3 protein-coding genes are annotated in these 16,127 nt (G+C 73.3%); all 3 read right to left on the reverse strand.

Features of this window, described 5'->3' with window-relative positions; all coding sequences use genetic code 11:
- Nucleotides 1-46: 46 nt before the first annotated feature.
- The 3 genes from ACN265_RS22105 to ACN265_RS22115 all read right to left on the reverse strand — a co-directional run bounded on the left by ACN265_RS22105 (nucleotide 47) and on the right by ACN265_RS22115 (nucleotide 16,086).
- Nucleotides 47-14,065 carry a type I polyketide synthase gene (locus tag ACN265_RS22105; RefSeq protein WP_421409255.1) on the reverse strand — a complete coding sequence of 4,673 codons (14,019 nt, stop codon included), beginning with the start codon at nucleotides 14,063-14,065 and terminating at the stop codon, nucleotides 47-49.
- 44 nt (nucleotides 14,066-14,109) lie between these two features.
- A complete protein-coding gene (locus ACN265_RS22110; protein ID WP_204928621.1) occupies nucleotides 14,110-14,967 on the reverse strand; it encodes an alpha/beta fold hydrolase in 858 nt (285 codons plus the stop codon).
- An 81-nt stretch (nucleotides 14,968-15,048) separates the two neighbouring features.
- The gene (locus tag ACN265_RS22115) at nucleotides 15,049-16,086 is read right to left on the reverse strand and encodes a ketoacyl-ACP synthase III family protein (protein WP_204928620.1); all 1,038 of its coding nucleotides are present in this window, start codon (nucleotides 16,084-16,086) and stop codon (nucleotides 15,049-15,051) included.
- Nucleotides 16,087-16,127: the final 41 nt, after the last annotated feature.

Consider the following 16,127-nt stretch of genomic DNA (forward strand, 5'->3'; position numbering starts at 1 on the left):
GCCGAATGATGCCGATCCAGGTGCTGACCACACGGTCCCGTGCAGGTCAGGAGAGCCGATCCGGTTGCGGACCGCTGAGCTCTCGGTCGAGGGTGTGGAACAGGTCGTCGTCGTCGATCGCGTCGAGTTCGTCGGCGCCCCCGGCGGCTTCGTCGCCGCCCTGCCGGCCCTGCCAGCTCCACAGCAGATTCCTCAGTCGCTCACCGATGTCGTCCTCCTCCCCGTCGGGGATGTCGCGGGTGGCCAGCAGAGCGTCCAACCGGTCCAGCACGGCCAGCACCGCTCCGGCGGGTTCACCGGTCTCCGGCACCAGACGGGTGCCGATCTGCTCCGACAGCGCCGCTGCGGTCGGAAAGTCGAAGACGAGCGTGGTCGGCAACCGCAGCCCCGTGGCGCTGTTGAGCCGGTTACGCAACTCCACCGCCGTCAGTGAGTCGAAGCCCATGTCGCGCAGGCTGCGGGCGTCCTCCACGACCTCCGCGTCGGAGTAGCCCAGGACGCCGCGGATCTCCGTACGCACCAGGTCCAGCAGCCGTTCGCCGCGCTGCTGCGCCGGCAGGGCGGCCAGGCTGTCGGCGAGCCCCTCCGGCCCGCCGCCGGGGGCGACGCCGGCGGCCACCGACCGGCGGGCCGGCACGGGCGTCACCGGGGCCAGCGCGGTGAGGACGTCCGGCAGCCCGCCGACGCCGGCCGCCGCCCGCAGCGCCGCCGGCGCGAACGCCGCCGCGACCACGACCGGCGGGAGGTACCCGCCGGCACCGGCCACGGCGGACCCCGGGTACGCGAGCGCCTCGTCGAGCAGTCCCAACGCGTCCGGCGCGGCCATCGGGGTGATGCCGATCCGGGCCAGCCGAGCCCGGTCCGCCGCGCCCAGCTCGCCGGCCATGCCGCCGGTGCCCCACAGTCCCCAGCCGACGGCCAGGCCGGGCAGCCCCTCGGCACGACGCTGCCCGGCCAGCGCCTCCAGGAAGCCGTTGGCCGCCGCGTAGTTGGCCTGCCCGGCGGTCCCGACGGTGGCCGCCACCGACGAGAACAGCACGAACGCGGACAGGCGTCGGCCCCGGGTGAGTTCGTGCAGGTTCCACGCACCCTGGGCCTTCGGGCGGAGCACGGCGGCACAGCGCTGCGCGGTCAGCCCGGTCAGCACCCCGTCGTCGAGCACACCGGCGGCGTGGAAGACCGCACCCGGCCGGTACGTGTCGAGCACCTCGGCCAGCCGCTGCCGGTCGGCGACGTCGCAGGCGACGACGGTGGCGGTGGCTCCGGCGGCGGTCAGGTCGGCGAGCAGTTCCTCCGCGCCGGGAGCCGCGGCCCCCCGCCGGGCGGTCAGCACCAGCCGGCGGACGCCCCGTGCGACGAGGTGGCGGGCGAGCACGCCGCCCACCGCGCCCGTCGCGCCCGTGATCAGCACGGGGCCGTCCGCGTCGAGCCGGTCGCCCGTGGTGGTTCCCGGGTCCGGCGGGCTAACGGCGGGGTCCACCCCGTCCGGCGCGGTCCGCGACGGACGGGGAAGCGGGGTGAGCCGGGGCGCGAGGGCGACGCCGTCGCGCAGGGCCAGCCGGGGGTCCCGGGCGGCCAGTGCCATCGGCAGGGCGGTGATCGAGGCCGGCGTGCCGTCCACGTCGATCACCGTGATCCGGCCGGGGTTCTCGCTCTGCGCGCTGCCGAGCATCGCCCACACCGCGGCCATGGCCGGGTCGGGCGTCTCTCCCGGCCGCGCGGCGACCGCCAGCTCGGTGAGCACGACCAGACCAACGTCGGCCAGCAGGTCGTCGGCCAACCACTGCTGCAACAGCTCCAGCGTGTCGGCGACCGCCCGCTCGGCGGCCACCGGCGGCGGCAGCTCGGCCATCGCCCGGCTCGTGGCGATCGAGGAGACGGCGTCGACCACGATCACCGACGGCGGCGGGGTCCCGGTCGACACCGCCTCGTGCACGGCCGTCATGTCGACGAAGAGGGCGGCCGGGCCGAGCAGCTCCGCCGCCGAATCGGCCAGCACCCGGCCGTCGTCGAGCACCGCCCACCGGGGGTGCGGGCTCGGGTCGACCGCCGGCAGCGTCACCGGGTGCCAGTCGACCCGGTACAGGTCACCGGCCGGCCCGTCCTCCGGCAGGTACGGCCGCAGGGCCAGCTCCGCGATGTCGGCGATCGGCGCACCCGCCGGATCGACCAACGACACGGAGACGGTGCCGGCCTCGGGCCCCGGGGCGAGCCGCACCCGGGCGCTGGTCGCGCCGCTGGCGTGCAGGGCGAAACCGGCGACGGTGAACGGCAGGTGCAGCCGGTCGGTCGTGGGGACGCCGAACGCGACGGCGCGCAGCGCCGCGTCGAGCAGCGCCGGGTGCAGACCGAAGCCGGCCGCGTCGGACGGCACCGGGTCGGGCAGGGTCACCTCGGCGTAGTGGACGTCACCGACCCGCCAGAGCGCCCGTACGCCGTCGAAGGCCGGACCGATCGCCAGGCCGGCGGCGGCCAGGTCGACGTGCAGAGCGGCCGGATCCACCGGTGACGCCCCGCGCGGCGGCCACGGCTCGCCCCCGGGCCAGCCAGCGGGCACCGACACCTCGGCGCTGAGCAGGCCGTCGGCGTTGAGCCGCCACGGCAGCGACCGGTCCTGCGGCTGGGTGTGCACGGTGAAGGCGCGGCGACCCGACCCGTCGGCCGGCCGGACGGTGACCTGGAGCCGGACGGCCTCCTGCGCCGCCAGCACGATCGGCGCCCGGAAGGTGAGTTCGTCGACCCGTCCGCAGCCGACCTGGTCACCCGCGCGCACGGCCAGATCGGCGATCGCCGCGCCGGGCAGCGTGACCACCCCGCCGACCGCGTGGTCGGCCAGCCACGGCTGGTCGGCCACCGAGAGTCGACCGGTGAGCAGCTCCCCCGCGCCGTCGGCCAACTCGACCACGGCACCGAGCAGGGGGTGGCCCGCCGCGTCCTGGCCGGCGGCGCGGGTGTCCCCGGCCGGGGCGGGGGCGTCGAGCCAGTGCCGGGTGGCCTGGAACGGGTAGGTGGGCAGGGCGACCAGCCGGCCGGCCGGGTTGCGGGCGGCCAGCACCGCCGCCGGGTCGGGGTGCTCGGCGTTGGCCAGCACGGTCGCCACGGTCGTCGCGAAGGTGTCCTGCTCCGGCTGGCCGGTCCGCAACGCGGCCACCGTCACCGGTGCCGGTTCCGCGCCGCCGATGCTGCCCTGCACCATGGCGGCGAGCACCGGGTCCGGTCCCAGCTCGACGAAGAGCCGGACCCCGTCGGCGTGCAGGGTACGGACCCCCTCGTGGAACCGGACCGTGCCCCGCAGGTGACGCGCCCAGTAGTCGGGGGAGGTCAGTTCCTCGGTGGTGGCCGTCCGACCGGTGACGTTGGAGACGATCGGGATCTCCGGCTCGTGGAAGGTCAACGCGCCGGCGAGGTCCACGAACTCCGCCAGCACACCGTCCATGTGCGCTGAGTGGAAGGCGTGGCTGACGCGCAGCCGCCGGGTGCCGATCCCGTCGGCCCGGCACCGCTCGACGACCCGCTGCGCCGCGTCGGCGTCACCGGAGACGACCACCGACTCCGGGCCGTTGATCCCGGCGATGCTCAACCGGTCGGCGTCCGGCCCGAGCAGGGCGGTCACGGTGGGTTCGTCGGCCCGGATCGAGACCATCGCCCCACCCTCGGGGGCCGACTCCATCAGCCGGCCACGGGCGGCCACCAGCCGGCAGGCGTCGGCCAGGGTGAGCACCCCGGCCACGTGCGCGGCGACGACCTCGCCGATCGAGTGGCCGATCAGCCGGTCGGCGACGACGCCGGCCCGCTCGACCAGCCGGTAGAGCGCGGTCTGCACGGCGAACAGGGCGGCCTGGGTGTAGCGGGTCCGGTCGAGCAGCGTGGCGTCGGCCGAGCCGGGCGCGGCGAAGACGACCTCCCGCAGGGGACGGTCCAGGTGCGGGTCCAGGTGGGCGCAGACCTCGTCGAAGGCCGCCGCGAAGACGGGTTCGGTGGCGTACAGCTCGGCACCCATGCCGGGACGCTGGCTGCCCTGCCCGGTGAACATCAGGGCCAGCCCGCCGGGCGCGCCGCGCCCGGTGACGACGCCACCGGCCACGCCCCCGTCGGCGAGCGCCGACAGGCCGGCCAGCAGGCCGTCGCGGTCCCGGCAGACCAGCACCGCGCGGTGCGCGAACACCGCCCGCCGACCCAGGGTGTACGCCGTGTCGGCGAGCGCCCGCCGGCCGTCCGGGCCGGTCTCCCCGGCCGGCGGTCCGGCCAGGGCGTCGGCGAGTCGGCGGGCCTGCCCGCGCAGCGCCTCGACGGTACGCGCCGAGAGGGGGACGACGACCGGGGTGGCCCCGGCGACGCCGTCGTCCGTACCCGGGTCGCCGCCGGAACGCCCCTGCGCCGGGTCGGGGGACGACGGGGTGCCCGGGTCGTCGCCGCCGGGGCGTCCGGCCGGGGCGGGAGCTTCGACGATGACGTGGGCGTTGGTGCCGCTGATGCCGAACGACGAGACGCCCGCCCGGCGGGGACGGTCGGCCGCCCCGACCCATTCCCGGGCCTCGTCGAGCAGGCGGACCGCACCGGCCGACCAGTCGACGTGCGGCGTCGGCTCCTGCACGTGCAGGGTGCGCGGGAGGATGCCGTGGCGCATCGCGAGCACCATCTTGATCACACCGCCCACCCCGGCGGCGGCCTGCGCGTGGCCGATGTTGGACTTCAGCGAGCCGAGCCACAGCGGGGTCTGCGGGGAGCGTCCGGCGCCGTAGGTGGCGATGAGGGCCTCGGCCTCGATCGGGTCGCCGAGCCGGGTGCCGGTGCCGTGGGCCTCCACCGCGTCGACGTCGACGCCGGTGAGCCCGGCCGAGGCGAGCGCCTGCCTGATCACCGCGCGCTGGGCCGTCCCGTTCGGCGCGGTCATCCCGTTGCTGGCCCCGTCCTGGTTGACGGCGGAACCGCTGAGCACCGCGAGCACCTCGTGCCCGTTGCGTTCGGCGTCGGAGAGCCGTTCGAGCAGCAGCAGACCGACCCCCTCGGCCCAGCCGGTGCCCGTCGCCGACGACGAGAAGGCCCGGCACCGGCCGTCGGCGGAGAGCGCGCCCTGCCTGCTGAACTCGATGAACGTCTTCGGGGTGGCCATCACGGTGACGCCACCGGCGAGGGCCATCGTGCACTCGCCCCGGCGCAGGGCCTGCGCGGCCAGGTGCACCGACACCAGCGACGAGGAGCAGGCCGTGTCGACGGTGACCGCCGGTCCCTCCAGCCCGAAGGTGTACGCGATGCGTCCGGAGGCGACACTGCCGGCGCTGCCGTTGTAGAGGTAGCCCTCGGCGGATTCGGGGGCGGCGGCCAGCCGGGCACCGTAGTCGCCGTACATCACCCCGACGAACACGCCGGTACGGCTGCCACGCAGGGTGGCCGACGGCAGGCCGGCCCGTTCGAACGTCTCCCAGGCGGTCTGGAGCAGCAGCCGTTGCTGGGGGTCCATCGCGGCGGCCTCGCGGGGGTTGATGCCGAAGAAGTCGGCGTCGAACCGGTCGGCGTCGTAGAGGAAGCCGCCCTGGTCGGCGTGGCTGGTGCCGGGCCCGTCCGAGCCGGTGTCGACCAGGCCGGACATGTCCCAGCCCCGGTTGCGGGGGAACCCGCCCACCGCGTCCACGCCGTCGGCGACGAGCCGCCACAACTGCTCCGGGGACTCGACACCGCCCGGGTAGCGGCAGCCCATCGCCACGATCGCGATCGGTTCGTCGGCCGGCCCGACCGTCGGGGCGGCCGGCGTCGGGGCGGGACCGGTGCCGCCGGAGACCCGCTGCTCGAGGTGCTCGGCGAGGGCGGCCGGGGTGGGGTGGTCGAAGACGAGGGTGACCGGCAGGGTGATCCCGGTGGCGGCCCCGATCCGGTTGCGCAGCTCGACCGCGCTCAGCGAGTCGAAGCCGAAGTCCTTGAAGGTACGGTCGGCCTCCATCGCCCCGGCCGGGTCGTGCCCGAGGACGGTGAGGACCGCGCCGCGCAGGAGTTCGGTGACCGCCTCCCGACGCCGGGCCGCGGGGAGCGCCGCCATCCGCCGCTCCCAGGACTGCCCGGTGTCGACGCCGGCAGTCGCCCGCACCCGACGTGGGGCGACCCGGACCAGGTCCCCGAACAGGGCGGGCAACAGCCCGGCGGTGGCCTTCGCGCGGAGCGCGGCCTTATCCAGCAGGGCCGCGACCACCGTCGCCGGGCGCGGCTGCGCTGCGGTGGGGTCGTCGGCCCGGACCGCCTCGAACAGCGCCAGGCCGGCCGCCTCGTCCAGCGCGCCGATCCCGTCGCGGCCCAGCCGGCTCAGGTCGGCCCGGCTGAGGTGGGCGGTCATGCCGGACGCCGTGGCCCACAGGCCCCAGGCGATGCTGGTGGCGGGCAGGCCGTGGGCGCGTCGGTGCGCGGCCAGACCGTCCAGGAAGCCGTTGGCCGCGGTGTAGTTGGCCTGCCCGGCGTTGCCCAGCGTGGCGGTCACCGACGAGAAGAGCACGAACTCGGCCAGGTCGAGGTCGCGGGTCAACTCGTGCAGGTGCCACGCCGCGGTCTTCGGCCGCAGGACGGCGTCGAGCTGCTCGGGGCGCAGCGAGGTGAACAGGCCGTCGTCGAGCACCCCGGCGGCGTGCAGCACGGCGGTGAGCGGGTGCGCGGCGGGAATCGCGTCAAGCAGCCGGGCGAGCTGCGACCTGTCGATCACGTCGCAGGCCGCCACCTCCACCCGGGCGTCGAGGTCGCCCAGCGCGGCGGTCAGTTCGGCCATCCCGGGCGCGTCGGCACCGCGCCGGGCGACGAGCAGCAGCCGCTGGGTGGGATACCGGGCGGCCAGGTGGCGGGCGAAGACCCCGCCGAGCACCCCGGAGGCGCCGGTGATCAGAACGGTGCCGTCGGTGCGCGTCGCCACGGTCGGCGTCGTGCCGCCGGGCGGGGCGACCGGGGTCAGCCGGGGCCGGTGGTCGACGCCCGCCCGGATGGCGACCTGCGGCTCGGTGCCGCGCGTCGCGACGTCGACGGCGGCCCGGGAGCGCCCGTCGTCGTCCAGGTCGATCAGCACGATCCGGTCCGGGTGCTCGAGCTGGGCGGTACGCAGCAGTCCCCACACGGCGGCGGCGGCCGGGTCGACGTCCTCGCCGGGCCGGACCGCAACCCCGCCCCGGGTCAGCACGACCAGCTTCGACGGGTGGGTCCGGTCCGGCGACCCGCCGGCGTCGGCCCCGGTCAGCCAGTGGGTGACCTCGGCGTGGACCCCGTGCACGACCGACCGGGTGGCCTCGGCGACGTCACCGTCGGTGGGGTCGACGCCCCGGCCGGTCAGGTCCAGCACCTGCTGGTCGGACGCGTCCGCCGGGTCTGCATCGGCGACGCCCCGCCCGCCCGCGGGGGACCAGGTGATGGCGTACAGGCCGCCGTCGGTGGCGGGGCCGCGCAGGTCGCCGGAGAGGGGCCGCATCGCGAGGCTGTCCACGGTGGCCAGTGCGGCGCCGGTCGGGTCGGTGACGACCAGGTGCAGGACACCGGGCGCGGTCCGGGTGAGCTGGACCCGGGCCGACGTGGCAGCCGTCCGGTGCAACGCGACGCCGGACCAGGCGAAGGGCAGTTCGACGGGTGCGTCGGGGGCCTGCGGGTCGGTCAGGCCGGCGTGCAGGGCGGCGTCGAGCAGTGCCGGGTGGATGGCGAAGGCGGTGACCCCGGCGTGCTGGTCGGCAGCGAGCGCCACCTCGGCGAAGACCTGGTTCCCCCGACGCCAGGCGGCCTGCACGCCCTGGAAGGCCGGGCCGTAGTGGTAGCCCCGCGCGGCCAGGTCGGGGTAGAGGTCGGCGCAGTCGATGGGCTCCGCGTCGGCCGGCGGCCAGGTGTCGGCCAGGCCCTCGGCCGGCGCGCGGTCGGCGCTGTCGGAGAGGACACCGACGGCGCAGGTCGTCCAGGCCGTCCCGGCGGGGCCGCTGCGGGCGAAGAGGGAGACGGGCCGGCGACCGGCGTCGTCCGCGGCGTCGACCACGGCACGCAGTTGCGTGGACCCGGTGGTCAGGACGAGCGGCTGGTGCAGGGTCAGCTCGTCGACGTGGTCGCAGCCGACCTCGTCGCCGGCGCGCAGCGCCATGTCGAGGAAGGCCGTGCCGGGCAGGACGACCGTGTCGCCGACGGCGTGGTCACGCAGCCACGGCTGGCCGGTCAGGGACACCCGGCCGGTCAGCACCACCCCGCCCGAGCCGGGCAGCTCCGTCGCGGCGTCCAGCAGCGCGTGGCCGGTGCGGGTCGCGTCGTCGCCGGTGTTGCGGGGTGCCTCCAACCAGTACCGCTCCCCCTGGAACGCATACGTCGGCACCTCCACCAACCGACCCGCACCCACCACCCCACGCCAATCAACCCCCACCCCCGACACAAACGCCTCACCCAACGACAACAACACCCGACCCACACCACCCTCACCCCGACGCAACGTCGGCACCACCACACCACCCGAACCCAACACCTCCAACGACTCCCGCAAACCCACCGACAACACCGGATGCGGAGAACACTCCACAAACCGCGAAAACCCATCACCCACCAACACCCCCACCACCTCCTCAAACCGCACCGCCGACCGCAAATTCTCAAACCAATAACCACCCCCCAACTCCACACCCGACACCACACCACCCCGCACCGACGAATACACCACCACATCCCCCACCCCACCAACCACATCCCCCACCAAACCCAACAACTCCTCCCGCACCACATCCACCACCGGATGATGCGACGCATAATCCACCGGCACCCACCGACACCACACCCCCACCCCCTCCAACAACCCCACCAAATCACCCAACAAACCCACCGGACCCGCCACCACACACGACCCCGGCCCATTCACCACACCCACAACCAGGTCACCACCAAAACCCACCAACCACGACTCCACCTCCCCCACCGACAACCCCACCGACACCATCCCCCCCAACCCCGCCAACCGCTCCCCCACCAACCGCGAACGACCCACCACCACCCGCAACGCATCCTCCAACGACAACACCCCCGCCACACACGCCGCCGCCACCTCACCCTGCGAATGACCCACCACCGCATCCGGCACCACACCCGCAGCCCGCCACACCTCCGCCAAACACACCATCAACACAAACAACGCCGGCTGCACCACATCAACCCGCCCCAACCACTCCTCCCCACCCTCCAACAACACCCCACGAACATCCCAATCCACCAACCCACCCAACACCCCAACACACTCCTCAAACCGCCCCCGAAAAACAGCATCACACCCCCACAACTCCCGACCCATACCCCACCACTGCGACCCCTGACCCGGAAACACAAACACCGTCCCACCCGACACCACCCCACCCGACACCACACCCGAACAAACCGACGACGAAACAGACGAAGACGAAACAAGCGGCGACGAAACAGCCGAAGAAACCGACGGCGGAACAGCCGAGGAAACCGACGGCGGAACATAATCCGAACCCGAACCCAACGCCGTCAAACCCGCCACCAACTCCGCCCGCGAACCACCCACCACCACCGCACGATGACCAAAAACCGCACGACCCGCCAACGTCCACGCCACATCCGACAACGACACCCCACCACCACCCACAAACCCCGCCAACCGCAACGCCTGCGCCCGCAACGACCCCACCGACCGTGCCGACAGCACCAACGACACCGGACCATCCGGCTCACCGTCCACCGACGGTTCCACCGTCAGCTCCGGCTCGAATTCCGGTGCCGACTCCAGGACGACATGCGCGTTGGTGCCGCTGATCCCGAAGGACGACACCCCCGCCCGACGCGGCCCCACACCACCCCACGGCCGCGCCTCGGTCAGCAACTCCACCGTGCCCGACGACCAATCCACATGCGACGTCGGCTCCACCACATGCAACGTCTTCGGCATCACCCCAGCACGCATCGCCAACACCATCTTGATCACACCAGCAACACCCGCCGCCGCCATCGTATGACCAATATTCGACTTCAACGAACCCAGATACAACGGACGCTCCACCGAATGCTCACGACCATACGTCGCCAACAACGCCCCCGCCTCAACCGGATCACCCAACCGCGTCCCCGTACCATGCGCCTCCACCACATCCACATCACCCGCCGACAAACCACCACTCGCCAACGCCTGACGAATCACCCGCTCCTGCGACGGACCATGCGGCGCCGTCAACCCATTCGACGCACCATCCTGATTAACCGCACTACCCCGCACCACCGCCAACACCCGATGACCATTACGCCGCGCATCCGACAACCGCTCCAACACCACCACACCCACACCCTCACCCCACCCCGTACCATCCGCCGACGACGAGAACGCCTTACACCGACCATCAGCAGACAACCCACCCTGACGCGCAAACTCCACAAACATCCCCGGCGAACCCATCACCGCCACCCCACCCGCCACCGCCAACGACACCTCACCCGACCGCAACGCCCCCACCGCCTGATGCAACGCCACCAACGACGACGAACACGCCGTATCCACCGACACCGCCGGACCACCCAAACCCAACACATACGCCACCCGACCCGACACCACACTCCCCGCCGAACCCGTCAACACATACCCACCAACACCCTCCCCCGCCTCACACAACCGCGGCCCATACTCCAAACCCATCACCCCCAAAAACACCCCCACACCCACACCACCAACACCACCAACAACCCCACCCAAACCCGCACCCTCCAACGCCTCCCACACCACCTCCAACACCACCCGCTGCTGCGGATCCATCACCACAGCCTCACGCGGAGAAACACCAAAAAACTCCGCATCAAAAACCCCCGCACCCTCCAAAAACCCACCAAACCCCGGCACCCCACCACCCACCAAACCCTCCACATCCCACCCACGATCCACCGGCCACCCACCCACCACATCAACCCCACCCGACACCACATCCCACAAATCCCCCGGCGAACCCACCCCACCACCAAAACGACAACCCATCCCCACAATCGCCACCGCCTCACCCACACCCACACCCGAAACACCCACACCCACAACCGAACCCGACACCAAACCCACCAACCGCTCCGCCACCAACACCGGACTCGGAAAGTCGAAGACCATGGAGGAGGAGAACGACTGGCCGGTTTCGGCGGTCACCAGGTTGCGCAGTTCCACCGCGGTGAGCGACGAGATGCCGAGTTCCTTGAAGGTGAGCGCACCGTCCACCTCTGCCGGGTCGGCGTACCCGAGCGTCTCGGCGACCAGGCGACGGACGAGCAGCTCGGCGGCGGGCCGGCGCTTGTCCTCGGGCATCGCCAGCAGACGCCCCGCCCAGCTCGCCGGGTCGACGTCCGCCGTCCCGGTCGCGGTGTCCTGCGGGGCGGCCGGTACCGACGCACGGGCGTACCCGGCGGCGGTGTCGGTGGCCGTGGCGGTGTCGATCCAGTACGGCCGCCGCTGGAACGCGTATGTCGGCAGGTCGGTACGGTCGGCGGCCGGCCACAGTGGTGACCAGTCCACCGGTACGCCGTGGGTGTGCAGCCGGGCCAGCGCGGTCAACGCCGTCGTCGGCTCGTCGCGGTCCCGGCGTAGCAGGGCGGCGTACGCCGAGTCCTCGGCGTCGTGCTCCGCCTCGGCGAGCCCGGTCAGCACCGGGTCCGGCCCGAGTTCCAGGAACCCGGTGACCCCGGCGGACCGCAGCGTGCGGAGGCCGTCGAGGAAGCGCACCGGTCGACGGATCTGCGCCGCCCAGTACGCCGGGTCGGTGTAGTCGGCCCGTACCAGCTCCCCGGACACGTTCGACACCACCGGCACCAGGGGCGTCCGGGTGGGCACGCCGGCGACGATGCGGGTGAACTCGTCGAGCGCCGGGTCCATGTGGGCGGAGTGGAACGCGTGGCTGACCCGCAGCCGTCGGGTCTTGACGTCGAGCTGGTCGAAGTGGGCGGCGAGGTCGGTGACGGCGTCGGCGTCACCGGAGACGACGACGGCGTTGCGCCCGTTCACGGCGGCCAGGTCCAGCCGCCCGGCGACGTCGGCGAGGTGGGCGGACACGACCTCCTCCGGTGCGGCGATCGCCAGCATCGCGCCCCCGGCCGGGGCGGCCTGCATGAGCCGGCCACGGGCGGCGACGAGCAGGCAGGCGTCGGGCAGGGACCAGACCCCGGCGGCGTACGCGGCGGACAGTTCACCGATCGAGTGGCCGAGCAGGTGGTCGGGGCGTACGCCGAAGGAGACGGTGAGCCGGAACAGTGCCGTCTGGAGGGCGAAGAGCGCGGGCTGCGTGTAGCCGGTCTGGTCGAGCGTGTCCGGGTCGTCCCAGACGACCTCGCGCAGCGGCCGGTCCAGGTGCCTGTCGAGTTCCGCGCAGACCTCGTCGAACGCGTCGGCGAAGACCGGCGAGGCGGCGTACAGGTCACGTCCCATCCCGGGGCGCTGCGCGCCCTGGCCGGTGAACAGGAAGGCCAGCCCGCCGCCGCCGGCCCGGCCGGTGACCAGCCCGGCCCGGCGACGACCGTCGGCGACGGCGGCCAGGCCGGCGAGCAGGTCGTCGCGGTCCCGGCCGACGATCGCGGCCCGGTGGTCGAAGCCGCTGCGGGCGGCCAGCGAACGGCCGACGTCGCCGACCGGCACCGTGGGCCGGTCGACGAGGTGGTCGTGCAGACGCTGCGCCTGGGCGCGCAGCGCCGCCGGGGTACGACCGGACAGCGGCCAGACGACGCGGTCAACGGCGGGTACGGCGGCCGGGGTGCCGGACGGTTCGGTGGCGGGCGGTTCCGGGGCGGGCAATGCGGTGGCGGGCAATGCGGTGGCGGGCAATGCGGCGGCGGGCGGTGCGGGCCAGGGGCCGAGGACCAGGTGGCAGTTGGTGCCGCCCATGCCGAAGGAGGAGACGCCGGCCAGGGGCCGGGTGGCGGGCCACGCGGCGAGGGTGGTCTGCACGGTCAGCCTGGTGGCCGCGAAGTCGATCGCCGGGTTGGGCGTCTCGTGGTGCAGGGAGGCGGGGACCAGCCCGTGCCGCAGGGCGAGCACCGTCTTGATCAGCCCCACCACCCCGGCGGCGCCCTCCAGGTGACCGACGTTGGTCTTGGCCGAGCCGACCAGCAGCCGGTCACCGGCGGGCAGGGCCGCGCCGACCACCGCGCCGAGCGCGGCGGCCTCGATCGGATCGCCCACCGGGGTTCCGGTGCCGTGCAGCTCCACGTACCCGGTGGCGGCCGGGTCGGTGCCGGCGCGGGTGTGCGCGAGCCGGACCACCTGTTCCTGGCCGGCCCGGCTGGGGGTGGTGAGGCCGTCGCCGCCCCCGTCGTTGTTGACGGCGCCGCCGTGGACGACACAGACGATCCGGTCGCCGTCGGCGACGGCGTCGGCGAGCCGCTTCAGGACGACCAGGCCACCGCCCTCGCCCCGGACGTAACCGTCGGCGCGCGCGTCGAACAGGTGGGTACGCCCGGTGGGCGACAGGCCGCCGAAACCGCGTACGGCGTCGGTGCTCTCCCCGGTGAGGATCAGGTTGACGCCACCGGCGAGCACCATCGTGCACTCGCCGGCGTGCAGCGACTCGATCGCCCGGTGCACCGCCACCAGGGCCGACGACTGGCCGGTGTCGACCACCATGCTCGGCCCGGCCAGGCCCAGCCGGTAGGAGACCCGGTTGGCGATGACGCTGCGGTGCAGCCCGGTGAGGGTGTGCGGGCCGGGGTCGCCACCACCGCGACGGGTCAGGGTGGCGTAGTCGTCCTGGATCGTGCCGATGAACACCCCGGTCGACGAGCCGCGCAGCGGCGTCGGGTCGGCACCGGCATTCTCCAGCGCCTCCCAGGCCAGTTCCAGCATCAGCCGCTGCTGCGGGTCCATCGCGGCGGCCTCGCGGGGCGACACCCCGAAGAACGGGGCGTCGAAGCCGGCCACGTCGTCGAGGAAACCGCCGCGACGGACCGTACCCGGGTCACCGGACCAGCGGTCGGCCGGTGCCTCGCGGATCGCCTCCTCCCCGCGTACCAACAGGTCCCAGAACTCCGCCGGGGAGGCTGCGCCGGGGAACCGGCAGGACATTCCGATGACCGCGATGGCGTCCTGGTACGCGGGGGCGATGCTTCCCATGGGTGGCCGTCCCTGTTCGGTGGTGGGATGTCGGAGCGCGGAACTCAGGCGACGGCGGCGAGCACCTGGTGCAGGCGCGCCGAGAAGGCGCGGGGGTGCGTGGTGTGGCCGTTGCGGCCACCGGGGAACTCCACCACCGCCGTACCGAGTTCGTCGGCGAGCGCCTCCGCGCAGACGTACGCCCAGATGTCCTGCGAGATGCAGCCGCCGGCCGGGACCACCCGGATCCCGGTCTGCTTGAGCCGGGCGATGTCGTCGGCGTCGAGCTGGCAGTTGCGGAAGGCCGGGCCGTCGTACTTGACGAAGAACTCGATGTTCGCGGCCCGGTCGACCGTCATCGGCTGGAAGTCGACGCCCGGTTCCATCTCCAGGGTGGTCAGGTCGATGCCGCTGAGCGCCGCCATCTGTTTCATGGCGGGGCCCCAGCCGTCGTTGTGGTAGGCCCGTTCGGCCGCGGCCACGCCCCGCACGACCCGTTCCCGGGTGGCCGCCGGCAGCAGCCGCAGGGTGGGCGCCTCGTGCGCGACCAGGGTGCGGACCTGCTGCGGGTGCCGCAGCGAGAGGTAGAGCCCGATCGCCGCACCGTAGCCGGAGCCGAGCACGTGGGCGGGCTGGTCGGTGAGGTGGGTGAGCAGGGCACTCGCGTCGTCGGCGTGGGTCTCCATGGTGAGCGGACCGGGTGGCCCGTCGAGCTTGCTGCGGGACAGGCCACGCCGGTCGTAGGTCACCACCGTGTACCGGTCGGCGAGTTGCTGTACGAGGTAGCTGGTCCGTCCGGCGTCACCCTCACCGGCCTGCAGGACCAGCAGCACCGGTCCCTGCCCCTGGACCTCGTAATAGAGGCGTGCTCCGGGTACGCCAAAGGTCCCGGTATCGACATCGTCGGCCACGATCGCGTCCACTGAATCCCCTCCGTTGCGCACTCGGAACGTGTGACGGTTCGACGCTAGACAGAGGGCCTAGAACGCATCTAAAACGGCAGTTCACTCCAGCCAGGACGGCCTTTCCCGCAGGGTGAGCACGGCCGCGGAGCAGAGCCAGCCCGGCCCCTGGGAGACCAGCAGGAGGTGGTCGCCGGGCTGGACCTGCCCGGTGACGAGCAGGTGTTCCAGCGAGATGACCAGGTCGGCCGCCCCGACGTGCCCGACCGAGCGGCCGTAGTCCCAGACCGACCGGGACAGGTCGACGCCGAGCGGGCCGAGGGTGGTGAACTCGGTCATCCGGGCGTCCTCGTTGATGGTGATCACCCGGGCCAGGTCGGCGACGTTGAGATCCGCGTCGACCAGGGCCCGCCGGATGATGCCGACGTCGAACTCGCTGAGGCTCTCCACGGCCCGCGCCAGCGGCATCTCGTCGTCGGTGAAGGCGGCCGCCCGGGCGGCCATCGACACCGGTTCGACGGTCTGTCCGGCCGGTGGGGTCAGCGGGCCGTCGCCGCGGTGCCACCGTTCCAGCTCGGGCAGGGTGCCGGAGCAGATCGACCGCACCTCGGCGAATCCCGGTTCGGTGGTGACGACGGCCGCCGCGGCGCCGTCGGCGAGGATGTACGAGTCACCGAAGCCGTGCCACCTGTCGATCAGCGGCGTCTCGAAGTTCTGGGCGGTGGTCAGCAGGGCCACGGCGAGTTCCGCCACGCCGGTGAGCTGCCCGACGGCGATCTCCAGGGCGGCGAGCAGCCCGTTGCACCCCTGCCGGATCTCCAGGGAGCCGACGCCGGTCACCCCCAGCTCGCGCAGGACGTACCCGGGTGGGTAGGAGCCCTCGGGGCCCTGGTGGTAGACGCTGGCGTGGATGTGTGACTCGACGTCGGCGGTCGCCACCGAGGACCGCTCCAGCGCGGCCCGGGCGGCCAGCACCGCCATGTCGAGGGCGGGTAGTTTCGTCGAGACGTGCGTGCCGGTCAGGCCGCTGGCCTCGAAGACCTCCGCCCGGTACCGGCCGTCCGCGACCGCGTCCTCGGCGCTGACCCAGTCGGGCAGGTACTGGCCGATCCCGTCGAGATAGACACCATCGACTCGCACGGGGTCCCTCCATTCTTCAGCTGTGTCCGCCGCGGGCCGGC

The sequence above is a fragment of the Micromonospora sp. WMMD730 genome, from assembly GCF_049178955.1.
GTDB classification, from domain to species: domain Bacteria; phylum Actinomycetota; class Actinomycetes; order Mycobacteriales; family Micromonosporaceae; genus Micromonospora; species Micromonospora wenchangensis.